Raw genomic sequence first — 26,332 nt, 5'->3', positions numbered from 1 at the left:
CTAGTCTGAAATTTTAGAATGGTAGAGGGCGGGGTGATTAACATCCCGCCCTTTTTGTTTGTTCAGGTTTTGCCTTGAACTTTGCTTCGTGCTCCTTGCAATCCGCCAGTATGGATTGCGACGATACGATCTGTTTTTGAGAAATAGCCGACCTGGCAAAGCTGTGATAAAGCAAAGAAGAGCTTCCCAGTGTAGACGGGTTCGATGGGAATTTTAGTATCTCGGGTGAAGCGTTCGCAGAAATCTATGAGCTTAGGAGTGGTCTTGGCGAAACCGCCGTGATCAAACTCGGTTCGTATTTGATAATTGTCGATAGCGGCATGGCCTGCCAAGCTCAGCAGATCGTATATGCGTTGATGCAGCTGATTTCCTTCTCCAACGGCACTAATCCCTAGCACTTTGGTTGATGTTTGGTGAGTCAGTCTAGCGCCTAAGGCTAAGCCCGCAAGTGTTGTTCCAGTGCCGCACGCGCATGCGAGATAATCAGGGGTTGCACCAAGTTGTTGCGCGATTTCGAACGGGAGTTCTTGTAGCCCTCGCAGCGCGTCTATACCACGCCCCCCTTCTTCAAGCCATAGGCTATTCGCGATGTTGTTTGGGATGAGGCTCTGCCAATACTGCGGGTCATCGCGCAGCTTTTTGTAGTCGATACGCGAAATAAATTGAAGTCGCATGCCCCAACGCTGACAATCTCGAAGGGTGGCAGTGAGTTCGGTATCTTCGCTACGTAGACCGCGCACAAAACCATAACTTGGCCAGCCGCGCTCGTAGCAGGCAAATGCTAAGGCGTGAAGATGGTTTGACCAAGGGCCGCCCATTGACACTACCAGACCAGGCTGATGGCGCGGCAAAGCATGTTCTAACTTACGGTACTTGTTGCCAGAGATGGTCGGGTGCAGAAGGTCGTCACGCTTGACCCAAATTTGGCGTTCGTTGAAGAGGTCGCTACTAATTTTTTCTAGTGGTGCGTTTGTAGTCATGGCGAGTATGGTGCTTGCTGAAACGCAATAAAGTCGTTATTGTATTTTGAAGTGCTTGATCGCGTATGGCGATTTGTCTCCCACTGATCTTTCCTCGTATGGGACTAGAGAAGATGCCACGAAATACCAAACAAACGGTACCGTTTGCGCAACAACAGCTCCTAGAGGCTATCGCTCAAATCAAGGAGGGTGGCGCTCGCGACGATGTACTGCCAAAACTTGAAGCGGTTATGAACCAGCTACAGACCTTGGCCACACATGATCATCTTACTGGGGCACTTAATCGAACGACATTTTTAGAGCGGCTTGATAATGAGTTGCAGCGTTCCAAACGCACTGGACACACCTTCACGGTCGCTTTAATTGGCATGGACAGGTTGCCCGAAATTATGGAGGCGCATGGCCAAGACGCGACGAAACGCATTCTGCAAGTATTGACCGTGGAGGCTGCACAGGTCTTGCGTAGTCTCGATTCTTTTGGGCGAGTCGGCGCCACGGAGTTTGCGATTGTGATGCCAACGACTTGGCTCGATCAAAGTTTAGTCGCCGTTCGACGCCTGAAAACTCGTATCGCCGAATATGCGTGGGAAGATTTGTCGATTGGATTGCAGGTGAGTTTCTGTACTGGTTTGACCGCGAATGCCCCTGGGGATGAGGTCGAGACCGTTATGAAGAGGGTGACTGACGCCTTGCAAAAAGCCCAGGCGATGGGTATCGATCAAGTTGCTCAAGTCGATGTTGATTTGCCTGATTTCGACCCGCATGCCGAATAAATAAAGAGTGCAGAGACTTCCGAGGGCAGGGCTCACGCTGTGCTCCTATTCACTACTCATTGATCCGAACTTTTGAGCGTGGCGTCGGTCAAAACAACTTTCCTCTCTTGTTCTTCCTTGCATTTCTTCGAAAGGTTTTCATTATGAAATTGCGCCTTGTCAGTGCATTGGTCTTATCGGCTTTCGTGCAATTGAGCGCTCCAAGCTCTTGGGCAAATACGGTATCAAGTGCGGCTAGTAATGTGCTTGTGAGTGCTAACCTGGCGGACGAAAAGGACGCAGCAGCCTTGCGTGCCGAATACATCCGCAAGAACTACACAAAGTTTGAATATCGAATTCCGGCGCGCGACGGGAAACTGCTGTTCACTTCGATTTACGTGCCAAACGATGCAAGCCCCACTAAGACTTATCCGATTTTGTTAGTGCGCACGCCCTACACGGTAGCGCCTTACGGCGCTGATAAATACAAAACGCGTTTAGGCCCTAGCGCCGACTTTGAAAAAGATGGTTTTATTTTTGCTTTCCAAGACGTGCGTGGCAAGAATATGTCGGAGGGCGAGTTCGTCAATATGCGTCCCCATATTGATAAGAAAAATAGTAAAAATGATGTCGATGAAAGTAGCGATACGTATGACAGCATCGATTGGATGATCAAAAATATCGCTGGCAATAATGGGCGGGTTGGACAGTGGGGTATTTCCTATCCAGGTTTTTACACATCGGCCGGCGTGATTGATTCACATCCCGCTCTGAAAGCTGTGTCACCACAGGCGCCAATCGCTGATTGGTTCCGTGGCGACGATATGCATCGCAACGGCGCTTTCAATGTGCAGCTGGCATTTAGCTTTTTCAGTAGTTTTGGTAAGCCTCGTCCAGAGCCAACGGACCAACCCGGCAGCGGTGGCTTTGATTGGGGCACTCCGGATGCCTATCAATTCTTCCTTGAGCTGGGGCCATTATCCAACGCCAATGCGCGCTACTTCAAGAACGGCATCCCGTTCTGGAATGAACTGATGCAACATCCGAATTACGACAGTTATTGGCAAGCAAAAAATTTGCTACCTCATCTGAAAAATATCAAAGCTGCGGTGATGACGGTCGGTGGTTGGTATGACACAGAGGATTTATACGGACCACTACAAACTTATAAGGCGATCAAAAAAAATAATCCGGGTATCAGCAATACTCTCGTGATGGGGCCTTGGGTTCACGGTGGTTGGCAAAGTACAGCGGGAGATAAAGTGGGTGATGCGAACTTTGGTTTCAAGACCTCTCAAAATTATCAAGCGATCGAATTTGCCTTCTTTAAACATCATTTGAAGGGCGGCGATAAGCCCGCTTTACCCGAAGCTTGGGTATTTGAGACGGGTGCTAATCGTTGGCGCAGCTTCGACGCGTGGCCACCCGCCAATACGAAAACTAAGTCATTGTATTTCCATGCGAATGGCAAGCTCAGTTTTGAAATGCCGAGCTCAAACACAGTCGCCTTCGATGAATACATCAGTGATCCTGCGAAGCCAGTGCCTTACACGACGGAGATTACGAATCGTTGGAGCAACCAGTACGTCGCCGCTGACCAACGTTTTGCCGCAAGTCGTCCGGATGTTTTAGTGTATCAATCGGAAGTGCTTGATCGTGACATCACTTTTGCTGGTCCAATTGAAGCGAATTTATTGGTCAGCACCACCGGTAGCGACGCCGATTTTGTGGTGAAGTTAATTGATGTGAATCCGAATCGGATGGAGGCTGCGCCAGGTGAGCCCAATCGAGGAGCGCAGCAGACTCTGGTGCGCGGAGAGCCGTTCCGCGCACGCTTCCGGGAAAGCTTTGAACATCCTAAAGCGTTGACGCCCGGTGAACCGACTAAAGTGAAATTTGCGATTAACGACGTGATGCATACTTTTCAACGTGGTCATCGCATCATGATTCAGATTCAATCGTCGTGGTTCCCCTTCATTGATCGTAATCCACAAACCTTCGTGGACAATATTTACGAGGCCAAGGAGAGCGATTTTGTGAAGGCAAACCACCGTTTGTATCGTTCTGGGATGGACTTGAGCAGCATCAAAGTGCAAGTCTTGCCTGCCTTGGATACGAAACCTTAGGCTGAGTGTCGGAAAAAACCAGCAAAAACCCGCCGCAAGCGGGTTTTTTTATTCGAAACGCTGTCGTTATGCTGATACCCCATACGCTTTAATTTAAACTTAGCGTTTGAGGGAGAATCGGCGCCCGAAAGAAGAGCTCACAAGGAATGCTCACATTGAAAGTTTATGGTCACACCGATAAGCTTTCATGTTGATCCGAATAGAGCTGTAGAGCGCCATCCAATTAATAATAAGTAAATTTAACGCGTCGTGCCAAATAGTTCGCAACCACTCTGTGAATCGCTCCGTATTTCAGTTGATGAATTACGCTTGGGGATGTTCGTTTCGGAGTTGGATAGACCATGGGGGCAAACTCCATTTATGTTGCAAGGTTTTCTTCTCACCGAAGAATTAGATTTGGCGACCTTGCGAGGACTCGTCAAAGAGCTTGTGATTGACCCTCACCGTAGCAATTACAACGCACTGCTGCATATTCCCTTCTCGCGTTTGCATTTAGAGCTCGATTCCGATGCAAGTCTTAACACCCGTGTTGTCAGTCGACACGTCCAGCTCAATTATGAAGAAGAGCAAGGACAATTCGATAAGGTGGTTGGCTGGCTACACCGGAAGTTCATCCGCTCAGAATATGCGACTTCGCGACGTTTGCGTCACCATCGCTCTAAACGCCCACACTCGCAACAAAAACTGAAACATCCGTTGCATGCCAAACGCGAGATGGCTACGCCGGATGAGTTGAAGATTGAAGAGGTCAATGAAGCCTCGCTTGCCCATTTGAAGAAATCGAATTCGGCATCGCTACGAAAATTCGCAGCGGCAGTGCATGGCAGTGAGCCTCGCCCTGAGGAAATTGAATCTGATAGTTGGTGGTCTCGTTGGTTGCGTTGGACGGAGAACGGCAGTCACTGGCACCGCTCGCTTTGGAATCGATCTACCGCGCCAAGAAAAAAGAAACATCGGCCTGAATACGTACCGGAAGAGATTCACCTAGTTCATCATCCCGAACAGACCACCATGCAAGAGGAATTGGTGCGGGCTCGTGATGTGGTGTTGAAGGCGAGTGCCTTGATTCGCAAGTTGGAACAAGATCTGAAAGATATGCAGGCGATTGAGCTCAAAGAAGTCCTGCCAACCGTGCAATTGCTATCAGATAGTGTGATTGCGAATCCTTCCGCCATGATGTGGTTGTTACGGATGCGCACTGAGAACGCTGAGGTCGTATCGCATGCATTGAAAGTGGCCGTCTACATGCTCACGCTGGGTCGCCATATTGGGTTCAGTAAAGAGCAAATGGTCGAGCTTGGTTTCATTGGACTTTTGCTCGATGTCGGTAAGTTAGAAATGCCAGAAGAAATCTTGAGTAAGCCAGAAAAATTATCTGAGGAAGAGGCGACCTTGATTCAGACTCACGTCGACGCCAGTATTCAACTGTTGGAGTCCAATGAGCCACTCAGTTTCAATGTGCGCTTAGGCATTAATGAGCATCACGAGCGTATGGATGGGAGCGGGTATCCACGCGGACTGGTGGGTGGTGAGATTAGTATCTTTGGACGGATGGCAGCAATCGCGGACAGTTTCGCTGCCATGACATCGGATCGTCCGTATAGCAAAACTCTGTCCAGTTTTGAAGCAATGCGTGAATTATTTCGAATGGCGGAAGGGCAATTGCATGCACCATTGGTTGAAGAATTTGTTCAAGCAATCGGCATTTTTCCTGTCGGCAGTTTGATTCAACTGACCACCGGCGAAGTCGCCATTGTTCTGGAACATAACAAAGTTCGACGCTTGGACCCAAAAGTTCTTTTGTTGACGCGCAGTGATAAATCTTTGCTCGAGAAGCCGATCGTTTTTGATTTGATGCGCCAAGATTTAGTCGATGATGCAGAACGCATTAGCATTTGGCGCGGCCTTCCTGATGGTGCTTATGGCTTGGTATGTCACGACTTTTATAAGGCCACCTGAGCATGATTCCTCTCAATACAAATCAATCCAAGCTTTCGTCTATTCATGAGTTAATGCAGTTGGTAGAGACGGAATTGCAGGTGAGTTCGGATGCTCAAATACTCGCTTTACTGGTTGTGAATTTACAGCGCTCTGACCGTATTCAAGGATTACTCAGCCCGCATTACGATAGCATTGTGGAGCAGCATGTCACCGAACGTTTGCGCCCCAGTTTGCGTGACAAGGATCGCTTTGTTTTTGCCACAGAAAATGAATGTTGGTTTGTGCTGCCTCATTTGTCTTCCGAAGCATTAGCGGTCTTGGCCTGCCATAGAATCCTAAATGCTTTGGGGACGCCACTCAGAATCGAAACACAAACGGTATTTTTCCAGCCTAGCATTGGAATTGCTTGTGCGCCTTTACATGCGAAGACGGCGGTCGAGTTGTTACGTATCGCCGATCTCGCGCAACGCAATGCGCAATCCAATAATGTTCGTTTTGAGTTGGCGCGAGTGGAGCAACAACGACGTTCCAGTCCAGAAGATTTACCGCAAGCTTTGAAAGAAGTTTTGGACAGTAATGCTTTGGAAATGCGATATCAACCAAAGGTTGATTTGCGTTCTAAAAGTATTAAGTCGGTGGAAGCCCTGGTGCGATGGCCGAGTGATCATCATCAGTCAGTACCGACCAATGTATTGATCGACACCGCTGAGCAATATGGTCTGATTGAGCAATTGACTTTGCAGGTCGTCAATAAGGTATTTCAAGAGGCGGCACAGTGGCAAGCGCGGGGTTTGCAATTGATTGTGTGGGTCAACTTGTCAGCGCGCTTGCTCAGTTTGGAACAATTGCCAAAATTGCTCGCCCGTGCTTTGGAAGTATGGAATCTACCAGCATCAGCGGTCGGACTGGAAGTCACTGAGAGTGCCTTTATTCATGATATCGATCACACGACCGCATTACTATTCGAATTGAAACGACTGGGCTTTAAGTTGTCGATTGACGATTTTGGTACGGGCTATTCGTCTTTGGCTTATTTGCGTCGATTCCCAATTGATGAATTAAAGGTTGATAAAGTCTTTGTTCAAGGTATGATGGACTCTATGCAAGATAAACAGATCGTGCAGAGCATTATCAGCCTAGCGCACAACTTTGGGCTGTCCGTGGTGGCCGAAGGGGTCGAACACGAAGCAAATCTGAATGTGTTACGGATGATGGGTTGCGATGAAATTCAAGGTTTCTATTTCGCTCATCCCATGCCATCGACACAGCTATTCTCGTGGTGTGAACAGTTCCACCGCGACTTCCACGACAAGCTTTAACATTTCTGACGGACATGACATTATCTTCTGTTACTGCAGGCACGCTTACGTCCCCTGCACCCCTCACACCGCTCACACCACTTAAGCCTCGCCTGCGTATCGGCTTGATCGCCAATCGCTCCCATCAAGATGCCGCTGGTTCCGCATTAGTTCAATTGTTTCGGCGCGCTGAAGCATCGTTACGTGCATTACAACCAGAATGGGTCGTGGTCGGGCGTACACTCGATGCGATTCATTCACATGGACTAGGTCATTTGTGTGAGCCGCACATTCGCTTCCCCTATGGGCGCGAAGGCGGGTTGATGAAGTTGGTCGCGCATGTGGTGAATAGCGCTCCGCAAAATTCGGTTGATGCAGTGGTATATCTGATTGATCCGGTAGATCCCTCCTCGGTATTTCCAGAGGCGCTCGCTTTGAAACGCCAGTGTGTGATTCACGGCAAACCATTTTTGTCGACCTTGGCCAGTGTCTGCGAATGGCTAGAATTAGAAGCCTTGACGATGGGCTCTACTACACATTTGAGTTCAGGGCGCGGCTTCGCTTTGCCGCAAGAGTCGATCGCTTTGATTGCGCATGACGCGATGAAACAAAAAATGCTCAAGCTTGCGGAAAAACATTTTGCTCTGTTGGATCAATTCGAGCATCGTTATGCGACGGGCACTACGGGGTCCTTATTGAACCAGTTAGCACAGCGGATGAAGGGCGAGGAGGCTGGTCGAAATTGGGTGCAGCCTTTTTTGTCGGGACCAATGGGAGGTGATGCGCAAATCGCCGAGTTGGTTTTGGAGCAAAAGATACGTCGTATCTTGTTCTTGGAAGATCCTCATGTCGCACGGCAACATGAAGCGGACATTCAACTTTTGGAACGGGCGGCGCGTACGGTCACTGATTTCGCCTTGGTGGTCAGTGATGTGGATGGGAGTGATCGCTGGTTGCAATTGATGTCGCAACGATTGGCATTGAGTACAAGTTAGCTTGATATTTATTTTGCTACTTAATTTGATGGTTAATCGCATAACAATTCGGTACAATTTGCGACGCTGCCTTAAATTGAGGTTTTGAGCTTTCTGATTTGTGGGGATTTTGCATGACACGCCGATATTCTGATATGAACCAGCATGATGCTTTGTACAAAGTGGCGCGTGCTTATCCCGGTGGCTTGGAAGCCTTGGCCGCTGCTATGAAGATGTCGGTCAATGTCTTGCGCAACAAGCTGGCGCCAGGCATTGAAACGCACTATCCCTCATTCGAAGAAGTCTCTGAGATCGTCAGTTTGTGCCAAGCAGCAGGCGTAAAGGATGCGCTCTTGCCCCTGCACGCGATGTTGGCGCGCCATGGCATGGCTGGCTTTTTGGTTCCAGAGCCCAAAGAATTTACCGACGATGATTTGTCGCAAACCGTGTGTCGCGTGATGAGCCAAGTTGGTAACGCCGCTGAAGCAGTGTCCGAGGCGATGCTGGATCGCGTGATTACCACGCATGAGGCTGATTTGATTGAGCGAGAATTTCAGGCGGCGCTCGCTGCTATTGGTGAATGGCGTGAACGTATTCGCCAACATCATCGTGGTCCTTAAGCGGGCAATTTCGAGAACTTACGCTAGGATTTAATTGGTAGAAGTAGACGCACCTCTAAGCCTCCCTCAGCGTGGTTACTTAATTGAAGGTCACCATTGTGTTGGCGCACAATGTTCAAGGCGATGGTGAGTCCCAAACCGGTGCCGCCGGTTTCGCGCGAACGCGAAGTTTCTATCCGATAAAATGGCTCAAACACCCGTGCTTGTTGATCTTCGGGGATACCAGGGCCGTGATCTCGTACCACGATACAAAGATTTTTTGCTTCACTTCTAGCCAAACGTGTTTCCTCTCGCCGTACCGTCACTTCAACCGATTGCCCGTACTTAATGCCATTGTCGATCAGATTGTCTAGGCAACGACGCAGTGCTTGTGGGCGCGCCATAATTGTGGCTTTTGATTCGCCGCTGAAACTGACTTTGTGACCAGCGTCGCTAGCGTCACTGCAAATGCTATCGAGCATAGAGTCGATATCGAGTGGGCGAAGCTCTTCCGCACTATCCATACTACGCGCCAAATCAAGACCTTCTTTTACCATCATTTGCATATTCGATAGGTCGAGAATTAGCTTGTCACGTAAATCTTGATCATTGACTTTTTCTAAGCGCAAACGAAGTCTGGTTAATGGTGTTTGTAAGTCGTGGGTAATGGCCGCCAACATCTGCGTGCGTTGTTGGATATGACTGCGAATGCGATTTTGCATGGCATTGAAGGCGCGACTCGCGAGCAGGATCTCGTTTGCACCACGTTCGGGCAGTGGTGGACGATTGATATCTTGTCCTAGTTCGGTGGCGGCTTGCGCCAAACTCAACAAGGGTTTAATCGTCATGCGCGAGACGAAGAAGGCCAAACCCGCGACACACGTCAGGAAGAGTCCAAGGTAATACAAGGTCTCCGTTTGAATAGGCGGCGTGGGTGCGCGCGGTGGCGTTAGACTTAACTTGAGTAGCATGCCGTCTCGCAGCTGTATCAAGAGCGCCTCACAGCCTTCATTACTATTCTTGTCTGCATCGGGGCGGTAGAGGCAGTTTGCTGGGCTTGGCGCCAAGGCGATGATGGGGAAGCTTTCGTCTAAGCGTTCGACTAAGGCAAGGGCGAAGCTAGAGCTTGGCTGATACTGACTTTGCGGTGCGGCTTCTTTGTAAATCTGTAGTCCAAGACGTGGCATGCTACGCAACAGCCCATCGCGGTTAGCGGCCGGTAGTTCATCAATCGCACGAATTAACTGTTCGGTGTGTTTGCTGCGCTCATTGCGGAAATTATTGCGCTCATGACTAATCGTTGATTGACGCTCGCCAAAAGCCAGCCACCAAGTCAAGGCCGCCGCTGCGAGCACGCCCAGAATGAGAATCGCAAAAATTCGCGTGCTAATGGAATTGATGGGGCGTAACTTGGTGCTCATGGTTAATTCTCTGGATGCACGTTGACCGCGAGCACGTAACCACCGTTACGAACGGTCTTGATGATTTGCGGTGACCGTGCATCTTCGCGCAATTTCTGTCTGAGTCGACTAATTTGGATATCGATCGAACGATCAAAAGGATCAGCATCACGTCCCTGCGTCATGTTGAGTAATTGGTCCCGATTGAGGACCTCGTTTGGACGTTCAAGGAAAATATTGAGTAAGCGGTATTCTGAACCGGATAGTGCGATCACCATATTGTCAGGGCTGACCAAATGGCGCGCGACCAAATCGACCATCCATTCACCAAAGCGCAGTTTTTGTGGTGCGTTATCGCCATGTTGGTTCGGGTTCGCATGGGTGCGACGTAGAACACTCCGGATCCGCGCTAAAAGTTCACGAGGTTCGAAGGGTTTGGGTAAATAGTCGTCGGCCCCCATTTCAAGACCCAAGATGCGATCCAGTGGTTCTCCGCGAGCGGTTAGCATAATTACGGGTAGATTCGACTTCGCGCGTAAGCTGCGACACAAAGTGAGCCCATCATCGCCAGGCAGGTTTAAGTCGAGCACCAGTAAGTCGATTTTGCTTTTATCGAGTACAGCCCACATGGCGTTGCCGTCGGCCGCGATTTCGCTGGCATAGCCGTGTGACTCCAAGTAGTCGGCTAGGAGAGTGCGTATTTCGCGGTCGTCATCGACGATTAAGATGGTAGCTTGTTGGTCCATGGTGTGATTATCGATCAACTTTCTCGTCTAGGGTGCAGTGAGTTTGTATCGACTTGTTATCATAAACGGGGTTTGAAACATTACGAAACATGGCATCAGAAGAAAGCTCATAGAGTTACACCTCGATACACTGCGATTACCAATTGTCACTCGCCGAAACAAGAATAAGAGCATGATGCGCTTCATGTGAGGCGAGCAGAGTTGAAGATATAGACGAGTGCCTTGCAAATGAAACATCATTGACCCATCATCTGAAAAGGAAAAGATCATGAAATTTAATCAAAAATCATTGATATTAGCGTTGGCTGCAGCAAGTTCGATCGTGATATCAGCCCCAATTTTTGCACAAGGACCAGCAATGCCTGAGACAGAGCAAGCTCAAATGTCAGAAAAAATGCAGAAACGTATGCACGACCGGATGGAAAAACACCAAGCCATGATGCATGATCAATTGAAAATTACAGCGGAACAAGAGGGCGCTTGGAAAACCTTTGTCGAGGCGACCAAGCACAATATGGAGGATCGCAAGCAAGCACGTCCTGATCGCAAACAGATGGAGGCGATGTCAGCACCTGCCATGATGGAGCATCGTCTAGAACGCGCCAAAGAACATTTGGCTATGATGCAAAAACACGTGGAAGCCGTAAGAACTTTCTATGCGGCCTTAACCCCTGAGCAACAAAAGACATTTGATCAGGTACATAAACGTATGCATCATCGTGCACAAATGATGCGAATGAAACATCGCGGCGGTATGGGCGGTGGTCATGATATGGATCATGCGATGCCGAAGAAGTAACAGCGAAGTTGTCGAGTTTCGCTAAAATGGAGGTTTGTGAAAAACCTCCATTTTTGTTTTATGTTCAGCCAACTTCAATCTGCTATATCAGACAGCTCTACCTTGCCACCGGTAGCCATCGAAACGGCTGCGCAACACTTGAGTAAGGTTGTTCAAATTTGTTTTCAGCACCATGAGCCAGCGCGTGCCGTGGTGGTGTTTGACCGTAATAGCGAGTTAGCTTGTGCTTTGACAGCGGCTTATCAAATCGCCTTACCTCATGCCAGATTTGTCGATTTTGACTCGCACACACCAGCCGAAGTGCGTCAGCAATTAGAGTCGTTGCAAGCAGGGGACCTGGCTGTTTTGGTGCAATCGACTAACTTCCGTATGGATGCGTATCGAATCCGCGTCGAATTATTTAAGCAAGGGCTTAAGGTCATTGAGCATCCCCACCTCGGCCGCATGTCTGGTCAGCAAGCGCTCTTGTATCTCGATTCACTGGCCTATGATCCAACTTACTATCGCACTGTTGGTCGAGGATTGAAACGCTATATCGATGCAGCAAATCGCGCAGTCGTTGATAGTGGTGGCGCGCAATTGGTCTTTGAAGGTCCCTTGGAAGATGCAAAGCTCAATATCGGCGACTACAGTGACATGAAAAATTGGGGCGGCCAATTTCCTATCGGCGAAGTCTTTACCGAAGCGAAGGACTTAGCCAGTGTGAGCGGTAAGGTGCGTATTTTTGTGTTTGGTGATACACAATTCTCAGTGAATCGCCCAGAGCATCCAATTACTTTGGTGGTCGAGCAAGGTCAAGTTGTACAAGTCTTGGATTCCAATCCTGAGTTTGATGAAGTGATTCGAAAAATTCGAGAAGATGAAGGAGTGGTTTGGGTTCGTGAACTCGGATTCGGCTTGAATCGCGCTTTTGATCATGAGCGCGTGGTGCGTGATATCGGCACTTATGAACGGATGTGTGGTATCCATTTGTCTCTCGGCGCCAAGCACGGTAGCTATGGCAAACCTCACATCAAGCGTGGCGAAGGCAAATACCATGTCGACGTTTTTGCGATTACGGAGTCGGTGCTGCTTGGTGAGCATTGCGTGTTCCGCGATGGTGCTTGGATCGTGTAAGTTCGAACCAGCTTTTGTATTCTTGATGTCGGAGACGCACGTTCAATAATGCGGTGGTCGTTCATCGATCGGCATTTGCCTTTGTGTCGCGGCCAGAGCGACTTCTTTGAGGCGACCCGCTAAAGCACTGCAGAGTTTTTCGAGCTCATCGATCTTTTTCTGCTGCTGATACATCTGAGTATTCAAAGTGTCGAGTAAATCGTCTTGGCGCGCCAGACGAATTTCTAAGTCGATCAGTCGTTCTTCTTGTGACATGTTGCTTTCCTTTGTGCTATGGAGTGCGGGTCTCGACTGCTGCACTTTGCAGTGAATGAGATGAGCGCGTATTCTACTCGATCCGATGACGGCATCGACGTGCGCGTATAATTGGGGTTTACTGTTTAAGTGGCCACTCATGTTCAATCCTCACTTTCAGCAATTTTTGCGTTTCGCCGCAGTTGGTCTTTCGGGGACGGCGGTTCAATATCTCACAGTGCAAATGGCTGTGTATTTCACATGGAGTTGGTTCGATCGCGCGCCGTCAGTGGTCGGTTCCGCTGTGGGCTATGTGTTAGGCTCAATCGTCAACTATATCCTGAATTATTTCCTCACCTTTTCAAGCGGTAAGTCTCATCTCGAAGCCGCAAGTAAATACTTTACTGTTTTGGCAATTGGCTGGTGCCTCAATCTTGGATTGATGACTTTGTTTGTAGAACATTTGCTATGGTGGCATTGGTATGCTCAATTGCTGACGACGGCGATCGGGCTGTGTTGGAATTTTGGTGGTAGCAAACTGTGGGCATTTCGCGAGTGATGCGTGTGAGTAAAACATAGTTCGAATGCTGGCTGTTGCTTAAGTGCCTCTCCAAAGCTGCCGCTTGTCGCTCCTCAGATGTTGAGCTGAAAGTTTCGGGTACAATCGAAGCGTGATTTTGCGAAACTTTGGCGACTTTTTACACAGACGCGAAGTGAGTGAAATGGATGTGATTTAAGCCAAGCTCCTAAGCTATGGCGAGGCTCTTACCAATCTCCTTTCCCTGATGGACGCGTTTGTCGAACTGCTGAGCCTAACTAAAAAACAAAGAAGGAAGTATTTGTGGCGATTACCTGGATCAAGCGTCTTTTTGAGCTAGCGAGTGACCAACAACAAGCCAAGCCGATGGTCGCGTTGCGGACACTTGATCAAATCAAGATTCCTGTCTCTGCCCCCCTTGAGCCTGAAGCGCTTAAAAAAAACGATGATCCCTTGTTTGGTATTAAGAAGGGTGGGAAAGACGTCGCTAATAAGTTATTCGCGGCGATGTCGAGCGATAAAGGTATTCATCTCGAATCTTTGCTGTGCGCGCTCGGCTCGATCGCTGGTTACGCTTGCCAAGTGAGTGTGCGTGAAGAGTTTGTGCGTCAGCAGGGGCGTCTTGAGAAAGAGGTCTTCATTGTAGTCGACAGTACCCAGAACGGAAGTCGGTATTTTTTTGGAGATTTGCTCAATAAGCCCCTGGCTGAAAGTCGCTATTCGATTTGGTCACTCAGTTCAGGTGCGTCACAAAAGCTCGGTTTGACGAGTTTGATTGATTTGCACGATATTTTTCGTCACGTAACAGAAACTTTAGGGCAAACGAGTTTTGGTGTGCCGCGTCTGCCGCAAGCCCATGTTGCGCGCGAGCTGCCGGAGGACTATGTGCGTCATTTGTGGCCGCAATTGTTTCCAATCGCTCGGCGTTACTGCGACAAACCGGATCAGTGGCCGATATTGTTTGGAGTCGCGGTTCAAGAGATTTTGTTTGCAAGTAAAGGATTAATTGACCCGCAATTAGCACTGCAAATTGTGATGGAGAGTGCGATCCCTATGTCTAAGATTAATTTAAAAGAGATTGCATAGATCTGATGTGTGGTGAGTGATGGTGTGAACTGCAGGCTGAGGAATAGAGGGCGTGCATTTGTTCTGATTTTCCTTTTGTCACGGGTACATGAGTGCCAGGATGAAGAAATCATCGCGCCGCATTTCTTCTTTTGTCTTAGGTATGCTTAAACAAGGCATTTTATGATCAAGAAGCTTTTTAAATTTGTCGGTATTTGTATTTTCTCTTTGGGTGTGATGTCAGCGCACGCCGAAGCAGTTGATCAAAAAGACACGGCAGACCGACTCGAAGCCATTCAATTATTGGCCGAGCGCGACAATCATGCTGCACTGAAGCAGTTGAAGGATTTCGTTGCGAAGCTCGATGCGACGACGGATTATCAAATTCGAATTGATGCATTAGGCGATTTAGCGCGGGCCTATGAAGACTCAGGAGATACCGAGCAATCTAAGCTGGTTATCCAAGAGATTAAGCAGTTGGCTGAAGCGAACAAAGATACTGATACTTTGGCGATTTTGCGTTTATCGGAAGTCTACGCCTTGCGTGATAGCGGTAAGATTGCGCAGGCGATTGCCAAGCTCGATGAGATTGCTTTGAGTTTGAAAGCGACCAAACGGATCGAATACGCCATGCGAATTGAGATCAATTACGCCTCGATGTACCTCGCAGCAAGTAAGTTCGATCAAGCACTCTCACACACTTTGACCGCGCTTAAATTGACTGAGCAGTTGAAGCGCCATCAAACCTTATCAAAAATGCGTCGTTTGGATACTTTGGCGTCGTTGTATTACACGATGCAAAATCCAGAGAAAGCATTGGTTGTGGTGAGCGAGGCTTTAGCGTTGACTTCGCAAGTCAATTCCCCGCGTATTGTCGCCAACCTAAGGCAGACTCAGGCAATGGCCTTGGCCGACCTTAAACGTTATCCGGAAGCATTAGTGGCTTATGAGAGATCATTACAAGCCTCGCAAGAAGCTAATTTGCCACGTTTGGAGGCGCTAACCCTCAGTAACATTGCAGACTTGTATTTGCGCACTGAGAATTTTGTGAAAGCAGAGGCAGTGGCACGTCAGGCTCTGAAGAAAGCGCAGGCGATTAAAGACGAATTGGCGACCTACAATGCAAAAGCGAATATTGGTTTTGCCTTAGGCGGTCAATACAAAATTAATCAGGCAATGGAATATCTCAACCCAGTACTAGCGCATTCGCGTGAGCAAGGCGATAAGGCTGATATTGCCCTCACTGTTGGTGAAATTGGGCGCATGTTGGAACGTGCCAAGATGTACCGAGAAGCGCTTGAATACACGAGGGAAGAGCAAAAACTTAATGATGAAGTGTTTCGTGCTGATCGTGCAAAAGCCGTTGCTACCTTGCAAGAACAATTCGACGCTGATCAAAGACAAAAGCAAATTGAACTGCTGGCTCGTGAAAACCAAATTAAAGATGCGGATTTGAAGAACGGACGGTTACAGCAAATCATTATGTTGCTGGGCTCTACAGTTGCCGTGTTCGTTGGTATTTTTGTGTTCATGTTGTACCGCAAAGTAAAACAGACCAACGCCCAATTGGCTGAAGTGAATCAACAGTTAGAATTCCATTCGGTACGAGATCCACTCACCGGATTGCATAATCGTCGCTCCTTTTTGGAGTTGATGAAAACACGCGTCGAAAATGTTGAAAACGATAGACGCGAAACGGATGGCGCTAACCCTGATTGCTTAATGATTCTCGACATCGATCACTTCAAGCATATCAACGATACTTGGGGACACGCAGCAGGTGACGCTGTATTGATCGAAGTTGCGAAACGTTTACGAAGTGCTGTGCGTGATTCGGACCAAACCATGCGTTGGGGTGGGGAAGAATTTTTGGTTTATTCTCCACGAACCAAACCGCAACAATTGGCGCCTATGGTAGAACGTGTGCTACGGTCTATAGGAGCTACGCCGATTGTGGTCGGGCATCATACGATACCCGTGACTGTGAGTGCGGGTTATATCGCACTACCATTCTCTGGCATTCCTGAGCAGCAATGTAATTGGGAAAAGGCAATGCAGTTTGCCGATATGGCTTTGTATCTTGGTAAGGTCAATGGACGTAATCGCGCTTATGGTTTGATTTCTTTGCTGAAGCCTGTCGAGCAAGCTTTGCCCATGCTTGAGCATGATTTTTCGAGTGCAATTAAGGAAAACATGGTCGAGGTGAATATCATTCTCGGCCCCAAAACAGAAGCACTGGCACCGCAGTGAGTGATTTAATAGGCGTGTTGTTTTAAATGTAAAAGAAGGAAGTGAACTGCCCCATAAAACGGCTTTTTGCTCATTAAAGGATTAAACCCCTAGACAAAGTCAAAAAAGTCTCCTATAATCTTGTTTCTGTTTTCGTTGGTGACAAAACGAAACGCTACTTGAACTAAGCAAAGAATATGGGTGCTTAGCTCAGTTGGTAGAGCGGCGCCCTTACAAGGCGTAGGTCGGGAGTTCGAGCCTCTCAGCACCCACCATCAAGTAGCAAGCAAACAGAAAGTTTGAAAAAACGGAGCGGTAGTTCAGTTGGTTAGAATACCGGCCTGTCACGCCGGGGGTCGCGGGTTCGAGCCCCGTCCGCTCCGCCAAGTTGTAGAAGAAAACGCGCTTAGGCGCGTTTTTTTTCGTCCACGATTTTTGTGATGATCGTTTTCGACGGATTTGTCTGAAGACTTAGTGAGTGTGGAGTCGCTGTTGTGATGGTGCAGCGTAAATTCAGAATTACTTCGACTAAATAAAAAGCCGCACGGTTCGCACGGTGCGGCTTTTGTCGTTTTGCTTGATCAGGTTGTTTAATCTGATCAATGCTGCATTTAGGCAGCCAAAGGATCGGCTAATTCGCCGCCTAGTGAAAACACGATATCGTCGAGCATCGTCGCTAATTCTGATGTCATTAATACGAAATCCGCATCGAAACGTTCGTTTTCATCGGCTGCCAATTCTTTATCCTCACTCAAAATTTCGAGCGGCTTAATCCGTTTGATGGCGAGGTTTTCCGAGAGGACGAAGGAGATCTTGTCATCCCAAGTCATCGCCAATTTCGTGCATTGCTTACCGGCAGCGATATGGCGCTGAATATCTTCTGGATCGAGCGAATGACGCACATAGCGCACGGTTGCCTTGTCTTCGGTGTAGGCGCGTAGCTCAGTGTCTTGATCGATGGTAAAGCCCTTTGGTGCTTCGTTGCCAGAGAGCCAGTCAGTCATCGCAGCTTGTGGAGACACTTGCGTGCGCAAACTTTCCAATGGAATTTTGTCGCACTTGAGCAAGAGTTTGACGACTTCATCGGCTTTGCTCGGACTAGAACTATCGACGACTAACCAGCCGTGCACCGGATCAATCCACACCCAGGTTTGACGCGTGATGGCAAATGCGCGTGGCAGCAATTCTTCCGTGACGCGCTCTTTTAATTCCTTCATCGCTTTGCGGCCAGGCGCAAAACCTTGCTGCTCTTCTAATTCTTTCGCTTTGGCTTTGGCGACTTGGTTGATAACAGAGGAAGGCAAGAGTCTTTTTTCCGTTTGCAACAGCAGCAATAACTGTTGATTCACGCAATGAACCAAGCGGTCGTCATTGCGTGGAGAGGCCCATCCTTCGCTCTGCATGTCGCTGGCACTGACATTGGCGAAGCTTTGTGTTGCCAATTTGGCGCTGAGTTGTTCGATATCGACTTTCCACGGTGCGGGAAGGCGGAAAACTTGTAAATTCTTAAACCACATGTGTCATCCGTAGTAATGCAAAAGCGGCTCATTCTACACGCTAAGCCTGTGTTTTTTGTTGGCTAGGTGCTCACTGCACATAGAAATTCTATGCTTGACTTTCTGCGCAGGATTTTGACGTCGGTGATGCCTTTAAATCGTTCATAAATTGAGCGTACTTTGCCGAGAAGGAGTAGATAGAGCGGATGATAATTTTCTGTCTACGATGAAGCGGAGCGCGGTTTTCTGAGGACTCAGAGGGTATAATGTCAGACCTTTCTTTTTTCACATTGTACTGAGCCTTTGTGGTTCAGTTTTTTATCGCGTAAAACCATGTTAGCTCAACAAAAACAAGACATCCTCGATTCCTTGAAAGCGGCTGTGGCGCCTTTGATCGCCGGCACTGAACTCAATCCAGTGATTGCCTTGGAGCGACCACGCGATCCTTCTCATGGTGATATCGCCTGTAACATCGCCATGCAAATCGCCAAGCCTTTGAAAAAGAATCCGCGTGAATTGGCGCAAGCCATTGTTGATGCGGTATTGGCACAGAATAATCCATTGATCGCTTCGGCCGAATTGGCGGGCCCTGGGTTTATCAATTTGCGCGTGAATGCAGCGGCAAAGCAGGCGGTTGTGAAAACCGTATTGCAGCAAGCGGTGAATTTCGGTAAAGGCACTAAAGGCGCAGGTAAGAAGGTCATCGTTGAATTTGTCTCCGCGAATCCGACTGGACCACTGCATGTGGGCCATGGTCGTCAAGGCGCGCTGGGTGATGCCTTGTCTGCCTTATTGGAAGCGCAAGGGTTTGCGGTGACGCGTGAGTTTTACTATAACGACGCTGGTGTGCAGATCGGTAATTTGGCATTGTCTGTGCAAGCACGTGCCAAAGGTTTTAAGCCGGGTGATGCGGAGTGGCCCGAATCGGCCTATAACGGCGATTATATTGCCGAGATTGCCGCCGATTTCCTCGCCAAGAAAACGGTATCGGCGAGTAATGGTGCACCTGTGACCGGAAGTGGTGACGCCAATGATATCGACTCGATCCGTCAGTTTGCTGTGACCTATTTGCGTAACGAGCAGGATATCGATCTATTGGCGTTCGGTGTGAAGTTCGATAACTACTACCTCGAGTCTTCTTTGTATTCTGACGGTAAAGTGGAATCGACGGTGCAAGCCTTGATTGCAGCCGGCAAGACTTATGAGCAAGATGGCGCCTTGTGGTTGCGCACCACCGACTATGGCGATGATAAAGATCGCGTCATGAAGAAATCGGATGGCACATATACCTATTTCGTGCCGGATGTCGCCTACCACGTCGTGAAGTGGCAGCGCGGGTACAGCCAAGCGATTAACGTCCAAGGCAGTGATCACCATGGGACTATCGCCCGTGTTCGTGCTGGCTTGCAGGCGCTTGGTGTCGGCGTACCAAAAGCTTATCCCGACTACGTGTTGCATAAGATGGTCACCGTCATGAAAGATGGCGAAGAGGTCAAAATTTCTAAGCGTGCTGGTTCCTACGTGACGGTGCGTGATTTGATTGAATGGTCCGGTGCTGGCGATATCGTCAAAGGCCGCGATGCAGTACGCTTCTTTTTGATTTCACGTAAAGCCGATACCGAGTTCGTATTTGATGTTGATGTGGCATTGGCGAACTCTGATGAAAATCCGGTCTACTACGTCCAATATGCACATGCGCGTATCTGCCGTATGTTGGCGCAATACAGCGAGTCTGATTCCGAATTGGCAGCATTGCAGAACGTCGATTTGTCGCCATTGACAGCGCCGCGCGAAGCCTTGCTCTTGCAAAAATTGGCCGAGTATCCAGAGATGTTGGAAAAAGCCTTGGAAGAATTGGGTCCGCATCAAGTGGCTTTCTATTTGCGTGAGTTGGCTGGCGAAATGCACAGCTACTACAACGCTGAGCGTGTCTTGGTCGATGATGAGCCAACCAAGTTGGCTCGTTTGGCCTTGATCTTGGCGGTGCGCCAGGTCTTGCGTAATGGCCTGAGTTTGATTGGTGTGTCTGCGCCTAACCAAATGTGAGATTTCATCCAATTTGCTGAAGCCGAAAGAGGGCTTTGGTGTTCGTCTTTCTCGATAGGAAACAAAAATGCGTAATTCAGTTTCGCAAAGCAAGCAAATCGGAAGTACTTTGACGGGTTTTATTTTGGGACTGGTCGTCGGGTTAAGTATTGCGGTCGTTGTAGCCTTAGTCATCAATAAAGCATCGACGCCATTCATGAATAAAAATGCGAAGGGCGAAAAGAACGAAGCCTCCGTCACACAGATGCAAGACCCGAATAAGCCTTTATTTGGAAATAAGGAACCTGTGGCACAAGCGGCGAAAGAAGTCGCTGCGAGTAAGGCCGAGATGTCGAAACTCGGCACGGCATCGAAACCAGCAGAAGCCGTGGCCGCCTCGGCTCCTGCAAAAACTGATGTCGCAGATGAAAAGTTCATCTATTTCTTGCAGATCGGCGCTTATAAAGAAGTGGCTGATGCTGAGGCAGCACGGGCGAAATTGGCTTTGATTGGCGTTGAGGCGAGTGTTACCGAGAAAAGTGGTGACAATGGTGTATTACATCGGGTTCGAGTTGGTCCTTATGATCACGCAGATGCAATGAACAAAATGCGTGCAAAGCTGTCAGAGAACGGTATCGACGCTGCAATTATCCGTTCAGCTAAATAGGCCATTATCGTACGTAAAGAAGTATTGAGGAGACATCATGCAATTGAAACGCCGTCATATCATGACAAGTTTGGCAGGAATAGCCGTCGCGTTGACTTTGGGAAGTAGCGCCTTGGCGCAAGGAGTTCCGCAGGCCGGTGTTGAATATCGCGTGGCGGATCAACCGCAGCCAGTCAGCACCGGAAAAAAAGTTGAAGTCACGGAATTCTTTGGCTATTTCTGCCCTGGTTGTAATGCCTTTGAGCCCCACTTTGAGGATTGGATTAAACGCCAAGGCGATCGTATCGTCGTGAAACGATTACACTCGGATTTGCACGAGGTCACAACTCAACAAAAACTCTATTTCACGCTCGAAGCAATGGGCAAAGTAGATGAGTTGCAGATGAAAGCATTTAATGCGTTTCATATTGATCGTAATAGACTCTCAACTGATGCGGAGGTTATGAAATTCGTTGAGAAGCAAGGTTTAGACAAGAAGCGTTTTACTGAGCTGTACAACAATGCTTTCATGATGGATGGGAAGTTGCGGACCGTAAAACAATTGCAAGCCGCTTATAAGATCAGTGGCATTCCTACCGTGATTATCGAGGGCAAGTACATCGTCTCACCTCTCGAAATCTCCGCCAAAGCAAAAGCGCCTGGAAACTCGCAAAAACCAGGTCTCGCTGTAATGGATTACTTGGTTGAGAAAGTGTATAACGAGAAGAACCCGCCAGCGGCGAACACTGCCACAAGCAAGGCTGCGTCGACACCGGCAACGCCAGCTACAAGCAAGAAAAAATGATGTGATCTGGTACATCACAGAGCGAGAGAAAATCCGTCTGCGTGACGGATTTTTTTTGAAAGTAGAGAAAGTTTGCAAAAGAGGATGTCAGCATGCAGAACGTGTTCATTACTGGCGCATCATCGGGTTTAGGGGCCGCTTTGGCGATTGAGTATGCCAAGCACGGTGCCTGTGTCGCATTGGTTGGGCGTCGACACGAGGCCTTAGAAGCGGTTAAAGCTAGTATGTGCGAACCACAGCGCCACTTGATTTACGCCTTAGATGTTAACGATCACGCTGCCCTTCAAGATGCGGCACAAGACTTTATGAAGAAGTATGGTGCTGTGCATGTGGTGATTGCCAGCGCTGGAATCTCGGTGGGAACCCTCAGTGAGTTAAGCGAAGATCTGCCAGTCTTTCGACGGGTGATGGAAACCAATGTCCTCGCGACGGTTGCAACCTTCGCTCCATTCATCGAACCCATGAAAAAAAATGCACAAGATCAGCCCTGCCGCTTGGTCGGCATTGCCAGCGTAGCCGGTATTCGTGGGCTACCGGGCGCGAGCGCTTACAGTGCCTCGAAAGCAGCAGTGATTAGTTATTGTGAATCGCTGCGAGTTGAACTGCAGCAGAGTGGTGTACGGGTGGTGACCATCGCACCGGGTTATATCGACACACCCATGACACAGGTGAATGACTACGCGATGCCATTTCTGATGCCAGTCGAGAAATTTGCTAAGAAGGCGAGGAAGGCGATTGAATCTGGTCATACTTATCGGGTGATTCCATGGCAAATGGGAATCGTCGCTAAGCTATTGCGTAGCCTACCGAACTTCTTGTATGACTTTGCGTTTTCCAAAGCGCCGCGCAAGTCGCGCAACCTCAAGTTATAGTCGACCCTGTGAGAGCGACGATGACAAATTTCGACAATGATTTGATGGATTCGGTGGGAGCTGTGCATCGCCAAGTCGATCCTATTTCGACGCCGCGCATTGTGTGTTTAGTTCCATCGATCACCGAGCTGTTATGCGAGCTGGGTCTCGCACGTTGGATTGTTGGCAGAACAGGCTTTTGTATTCACCCGAAAAGTGTGGTGCAGTCGATTCCGAAAGTAGGCGGAACCAAAGATGTCAATGTTGAGAAAATTCGGAAATTAGAACCGACACATTTGATTGTTAACATCGATGAAAATGAGAAACCTACTGTCGATGTTTTGGCTGAGTTTATTCCGCATATCATCGTCACCCATCCCAATCATCCACGCGATAATCTTCACCTCTTTCGCCTCTTGGGTACTATTTTCCGTCAACGTGAACGCGCTTTGGTCTTATGCGATCAATTGCAACAAGCATTGGATGGTTTTGAGCAAACAAGTGCACATGAGTCGTTGCGGGTGATGTATGGTATTTGGCGCGACCCGTGGATGACGGTCAGTCGTGATACCTATATCGCGCAGATGTTGGCATTGCGAGGATGGCAGCAGTGCGGTGTTCCTTCTGATTTGCGACGTTACCCAAGTTTTGAATGGGAGCAGATTGACTTGAACCAAGTCGATCTGATCTTGTTATCGACTGAACCTTATAGCTTCACGCAAGCGGATGCCAATGCTTTGAGTGTGAAGCTGGCGAAGCCAGTCGTGCTGGTGGATGGTGAAATGTTGTCATGGTATGGTAGTCGGGTAATCCCTGGACTCCGCTACCTGAAGCGACTCAAAGCGCCATAATCAAAACGTTCACAACGCATTCAAAAAGAAAAAAGGCCGCAATCGAAATTGCGGCCTTTTTTGTTGGTGCGGGCGATTCACCCGCATGCCCTATTGAGTCTTGTTCAGACCGATTAGAAGCGGTAGTTCAAAGACAATTGATACATGCGCCCCAATTGGCTGAAGTGAGAACCATCATAAGTCACCATAGGATAGCGACCATTGAATGTCAGGTTCTGCCATTCGTTTTTCAACTTAGCTGGATCATTGATGATAGCTTGACCTTTTGCAACGTCATTCACAGCTTGGAGTTTCCAAGATGGAGTAACGTTGAACATATTATTCACGTTGAACGCCAATGTCAGATTCTTGTCGAGTTGGTAGTTGATCGCCAAATCTGTCAATGTTTTCGTTTTGAACGCCACTTCCAAATTGTTAGTATCGCTCAAATCCGCATTATGGAACTTGGTTGGTCCGAATACGGTATTGTTCAAGGAGACATTGAACTTGTCGAAGTCAGCATCGATACCGATAATAGTTTTGAATTTTGGACGTGATGTGAAGATCAAAGCTTCCTGTGTGGCATCGAGAACTGACTTGCCAGCATTCGCGATACCACTTGGATTTTTCACGGCGCCGTCACGTTCGTTTTCGATTGTGTAGTTACCAGACAAGTTGAAGCCAAATTTCACATCACCCATCTTGATATTACGTTGATTGAAAACGTAATCGATACCAGAAGTTTTGCTATCAAGTGCGTTCGCGAAGAAGCTCAAACCAACCCATTCACGCGCTTTCAAGACTTGATCGATCGCTTGGTTCGCATTGCCTGTTGGTCCTAACACAGAACCCAAAACAATACGATCTTTCATCGAAATATTGTAGTAGTCGACCGTCAAGCTTGTATCTGGAGTTGGTTTGTAACCCAAGCCCAAAGTGAAGTTTGTCGATTTTTCTGCTTTCAATTTGGCGATGCCGAGTTTTTCAGCGTCAGCGGAGACGTTGTTCAAAATACCTGTCACCAAAATCGTACCGCCAGAGAAGGAGTATTGATTTTTCTCGGTGTAAATCTGAGCCAAGGATGGCGCACGGAAACCAGAGGAAATAGAGCTGCGCAATGTCAGTTCTTCGTTAACCTTGAGTTTGCCACTCAATTTACCGATCACAGCATTGCCGAAGTCGCTATATTTTTCGTAGCGAGCCGTTGCGTCGACCACGAAGTCTTTGCTAACGTCAATGATGCTACCACCGTAGATACCATAGTTCGAGCGAGTCCAGTCACCAGCTTGACCACGCTTAGTAACGCCGTCTTGAACATAGGTAGCAGGTGCGTTACCTGCATAAGAATCGGCACCGGAGTAGAGGTAAGAACCGCGATCACCAGCGATCAAAGAATACTTTTCAGAGCGAATTTCTGTACCGAAGTAAGCATTAACACCCTTAGAAATTTCTTTTGAGAAGTCAGCATTCAAAACGATGTGCGAGAACTTAGAACCACCCGCATCGAAACGTGTTTGACCGTGTTCTGGCAAAACTATGCCCTGGAGGAATTTTTCTTCAACGGCGCGATTGACTGAGTTTGTTACTCGGTACATCTGTTCATTGCCACCGAAAGTCAAGCTCACATCGGAGTCCCAACCAGCTGCATCGAACTTAGTACCAATGGTGCCGTTGTAGTCTTTCAGGTCACCTAAGAAAGTTGGCACATAACCTTCGTATGCTGAACCGGCTGGATGCAACAAACCGTAGTCAGTTGGACGCCAGTATGGATTACGATAGTTTGCGTAACTGTCGATTTTCTTGTTGACGTAGGCAGCATTCGCGTAAATGTTGGCGCCACCATCAAGATCGAAACGGCCGTTAACTAAGAATTTTTGTGCACGTGTGTCTGGCGAACCGTTCACGTTGCCACCATCAGGACGCTTCGCGAGGAAACTTGTAACTTGTGCGCGATCAGCACCCCAGTAATTCACTTCATCATCAACGGACAAAATGCCTGGACGGTTCGCCAAAGCATTGTGAGAGTAGTCGACTGTGAAATTGACGAAGCCGCGATCGCCTAATGCGAAGCCTTGATTCCAGCTAAAAATTTCAGATTTGCCGTCACCCTTGTCTGTAACGCCGAGACGACCAGTGACGCTACCGCCCTCTGGGTTGTCTTTCAAAATAATATTGACCACACCGGCGATAGCGTCAGAACCGTATTGTGCGGATGCACCGTCACGCAAAACTTCAATACGCTTGATCGCATCTTGTGGAATCGCGGAAATGTCGGCACCACTCTCACCGCGACCTGGAGATGTTTGTGTATAGACCAACGCGCTCATGTTTTTGCGTTTGCCGTTGATCAAGATCAGTGCGCGGCTTGGGCCCATGTTACGAATTTCATATGGGTCGAGTAAGGAAGTCGCATCATTGACTGGTGTTTGAACCGTGTTGAAGGATGGAACGCGGAATTGCAATGCTTTGTCGAGGGACACTTGAGCGGATTTTGTCAATTCGCTGGAAGCGATCATATCAACTGGTACTGGCGTGTCGATCACGGTGCGGTTAGAACCACGGGTACCGGTCGAACTAATTGTGACGGTTTGAACCTCGTCTGCCTTTTTCTTTTCTTGAGTGTCTTGTGCGAAGGCTGTGCCACCGGTTGCCAATAAGACGATTGCTACTTGTACTGCGTTCTTAGCGAAGATGTTTTTCTTCGCTTGTGAATCCAATGCTCTCTTGTTCATGTTCTTTCTCTCTTTTTTTCGTTGCGTTACGATCTGGGGAATGCATAGCGCATGGTGAAGACTACTAAGATACAAACTGGTATTCCCTCAAGACCCACTCCTTGAGGTCGATTGATACTACCTGACACCGTTGAGACGCTGCAACATTCA

22 protein-coding genes and 2 tRNA genes are annotated in these 26,332 nt (G+C 48.4%); 18 read left to right on the top strand and 6 right to left on the bottom strand.

Translation table 11 applies throughout. The features are described from left to right. Positions 1-62: 62 nt before the first annotated feature. Entirely contained in the window at positions 63-980 is a 918-nt protein-coding gene (locus tag RF679_RS17675; protein ID WP_309481945.1) for a 1-aminocyclopropane-1-carboxylate deaminase/D-cysteine desulfhydrase, read from the bottom strand. A gap of 65 nt (positions 981-1,045) precedes the next feature. Here RF679_RS17675 and RF679_RS17670 point away from each other — a divergent pair, with 65 nt between their 5' ends. From RF679_RS17670 to RF679_RS17645, 6 genes are all read left to right on the top strand, one after another. After that, positions 1,046-1,753, top strand: a complete 708-nt coding sequence (locus tag RF679_RS17670) for a GGDEF domain-containing protein (protein WP_309481944.1) — start codon at positions 1,046-1,048, stop codon at positions 1,751-1,753. A gap of 143 nt (positions 1,754-1,896) precedes the next feature. After that, positions 1,897-3,858, top strand: a complete 1,962-nt coding sequence (locus RF679_RS17665) for a CocE/NonD family hydrolase (protein ID WP_309481943.1) — start codon at positions 1,897-1,899, stop codon at positions 3,856-3,858. Between the two features lie 249 nt (positions 3,859-4,107). Continuing rightward, the gene (locus RF679_RS17660; RefSeq protein ID WP_309481942.1) at positions 4,108-5,817 is read left to right on the top strand and encodes an HD-GYP domain-containing protein; all 1,710 of its coding nucleotides are present in this window, start codon (positions 4,108-4,110) and stop codon (positions 5,815-5,817) included. Positions 5,818-5,870: 53 nt separating this feature from the next. Next, the gene (locus RF679_RS17655; RefSeq protein ID WP_309481941.1) at positions 5,871-7,118 is read left to right on the top strand and encodes a putative bifunctional diguanylate cyclase/phosphodiesterase; all 1,248 of its coding nucleotides are present in this window, start codon (positions 5,871-5,873) and stop codon (positions 7,116-7,118) included. 14 nt (positions 7,119-7,132) lie between these two features. Continuing rightward, the gene (locus tag RF679_RS17650; RefSeq protein ID WP_309481940.1) at positions 7,133-8,092 is read left to right on the top strand and encodes a methylglyoxal synthase; all 960 of its coding nucleotides are present in this window, start codon (positions 7,133-7,135) and stop codon (positions 8,090-8,092) included. A gap of 113 nt (positions 8,093-8,205) precedes the next feature. Beyond that, the gene (locus RF679_RS17645; RefSeq protein ID WP_309481939.1) at positions 8,206-8,691 is read left to right on the top strand and encodes a phage regulatory CII family protein; all 486 of its coding nucleotides are present in this window, start codon (positions 8,206-8,208) and stop codon (positions 8,689-8,691) included. A gap of 23 nt (positions 8,692-8,714) precedes the next feature. Here RF679_RS17645 and RF679_RS17640 read toward each other — a convergent pair whose 3' ends face one another. Together RF679_RS17640 and RF679_RS17635 are read right to left on the bottom strand one after the other, a co-directional pair. Continuing rightward, positions 8,715-10,091, bottom strand: coding sequence for an ATP-binding protein (locus RF679_RS17640; RefSeq protein WP_309481938.1), 1,377 nt, complete (start codon positions 10,089-10,091; stop codon positions 8,715-8,717). A gap of 2 nt (positions 10,092-10,093) precedes the next feature. Further along, the gene (locus tag RF679_RS17635) at positions 10,094-10,816 is read right to left on the bottom strand and encodes a response regulator (RefSeq protein ID WP_309481937.1); all 723 of its coding nucleotides are present in this window, start codon (positions 10,814-10,816) and stop codon (positions 10,094-10,096) included. Positions 10,817-11,084: 268 nt separating this feature from the next. Here RF679_RS17635 and RF679_RS17630 point away from each other — a divergent pair, with 268 nt between their 5' ends. Both RF679_RS17630 and RF679_RS17625 read left to right on the top strand, forming a co-directional pair. Continuing rightward, entirely contained in the window at positions 11,085-11,615 is a 531-nt protein-coding gene (locus RF679_RS17630; RefSeq protein WP_309481936.1) for a Spy/CpxP family protein refolding chaperone, read from the top strand. 36 nt (positions 11,616-11,651) lie between these two features. Beyond that, entirely contained in the window at positions 11,652-12,731 is a 1,080-nt protein-coding gene (locus RF679_RS17625; protein ID WP_309481935.1) for a hypothetical protein, read from the top strand. 42 nt (positions 12,732-12,773) lie between these two features. Here RF679_RS17625 and RF679_RS17620 read toward each other — a convergent pair whose 3' ends face one another. Then, entirely contained in the window at positions 12,774-12,986 is a 213-nt protein-coding gene (locus RF679_RS17620) for a SlyX family protein (protein ID WP_309481934.1), read from the bottom strand. Between the two features lie 139 nt (positions 12,987-13,125). Here RF679_RS17620 and RF679_RS17615 point away from each other — a divergent pair, with 139 nt between their 5' ends. The 5 genes from RF679_RS17615 (at position 13,126) to RF679_RS17595 (ending at position 17,183) form a co-directional block, all read left to right on the top strand. Continuing rightward, positions 13,126-13,524, top strand: coding sequence for a GtrA family protein (locus tag RF679_RS17615; protein WP_309481933.1), 399 nt, complete (start codon positions 13,126-13,128; stop codon positions 13,522-13,524). A gap of 282 nt (positions 13,525-13,806) precedes the next feature. Beyond that, entirely contained in the window at positions 13,807-14,589 is a 783-nt protein-coding gene (locus tag RF679_RS17610; RefSeq protein WP_309481932.1) for a hypothetical protein, read from the top strand. Positions 14,590-14,751: 162 nt separating this feature from the next. Beyond that, positions 14,752-16,818 carry a diguanylate cyclase gene (locus RF679_RS17605; RefSeq protein WP_309481931.1) on the top strand — a complete coding sequence of 689 codons (2,067 nt, stop codon included), beginning with the start codon at positions 14,752-14,754 and terminating at the stop codon, positions 16,816-16,818. 178 nt (positions 16,819-16,996) lie between these two features. After that, positions 16,997-17,072 (top strand) — tRNA-Val (locus RF679_RS17600). Between the two features lie 34 nt (positions 17,073-17,106). Beyond that, a tRNA-Asp gene (locus RF679_RS17595) sits at positions 17,107-17,183 on the top strand. Between the two features lie 225 nt (positions 17,184-17,408). On the opposite strand, the gene RF679_RS17590 is transcribed toward RF679_RS17595, so the two are convergent. Further along, the gene (locus RF679_RS17590) at positions 17,409-18,314 is read right to left on the bottom strand and encodes a recombination-associated protein RdgC (protein ID WP_309481930.1); all 906 of its coding nucleotides are present in this window, start codon (positions 18,312-18,314) and stop codon (positions 17,409-17,411) included. A 312-nt stretch (positions 18,315-18,626) separates the two neighbouring features. On the opposite strand from RF679_RS17590, the gene argS reads away from it, so the two are divergent. The 5 genes from argS to RF679_RS17565 all read left to right on the top strand — a co-directional run bounded on the left by argS (position 18,627) and on the right by RF679_RS17565 (position 23,471). Beyond that, entirely contained in the window at positions 18,627-20,339 is a 1,713-nt protein-coding gene (gene argS, locus RF679_RS17585) for an arginine--tRNA ligase (RefSeq protein ID WP_309481929.1), read from the top strand. Positions 20,340-20,406: 67 nt separating this feature from the next. After that, the gene (locus tag RF679_RS17580) at positions 20,407-20,985 is read left to right on the top strand and encodes an SPOR domain-containing protein (protein ID WP_309481928.1); all 579 of its coding nucleotides are present in this window, start codon (positions 20,407-20,409) and stop codon (positions 20,983-20,985) included. A 37-nt stretch (positions 20,986-21,022) separates the two neighbouring features. Beyond that, positions 21,023-21,769 carry a thiol:disulfide interchange protein DsbA/DsbL gene (locus RF679_RS17575; RefSeq protein ID WP_309481927.1) on the top strand — a complete coding sequence of 249 codons (747 nt, stop codon included), beginning with the start codon at positions 21,023-21,025 and terminating at the stop codon, positions 21,767-21,769. 92 nt (positions 21,770-21,861) lie between these two features. Continuing rightward, entirely contained in the window at positions 21,862-22,641 is a 780-nt protein-coding gene (locus RF679_RS17570) for an SDR family oxidoreductase (RefSeq protein ID WP_309481926.1), read from the top strand. 20 nt (positions 22,642-22,661) lie between these two features. Continuing rightward, positions 22,662-23,471 carry a helical backbone metal receptor gene (locus RF679_RS17565; protein ID WP_309481925.1) on the top strand — a complete coding sequence of 270 codons (810 nt, stop codon included), beginning with the start codon at positions 22,662-22,664 and terminating at the stop codon, positions 23,469-23,471. Positions 23,472-23,584: 113 nt separating this feature from the next. Here RF679_RS17565 and RF679_RS17560 read toward each other — a convergent pair whose 3' ends face one another. Beyond that, on the bottom strand, positions 23,585-26,182 hold the full coding sequence (locus RF679_RS17560; protein WP_309481924.1) for a TonB-dependent receptor plug domain-containing protein: 2,598 nt from the start codon (positions 26,180-26,182) through the stop codon (positions 23,585-23,587). Positions 26,183-26,332: the final 150 nt, after the last annotated feature.

Origin of the sequence: Undibacterium cyanobacteriorum (assembly GCF_031326225.1) — a bacterium.
GTDB classification, from domain to species: domain Bacteria; phylum Pseudomonadota; class Gammaproteobacteria; order Burkholderiales; family Burkholderiaceae_D; genus Undibacterium; species Undibacterium cyanobacteriorum.
The sequence above is the reverse complement of the archived record's forward strand: the minus strand, read 5'-3'. Positions and strand labels throughout refer to the sequence as shown.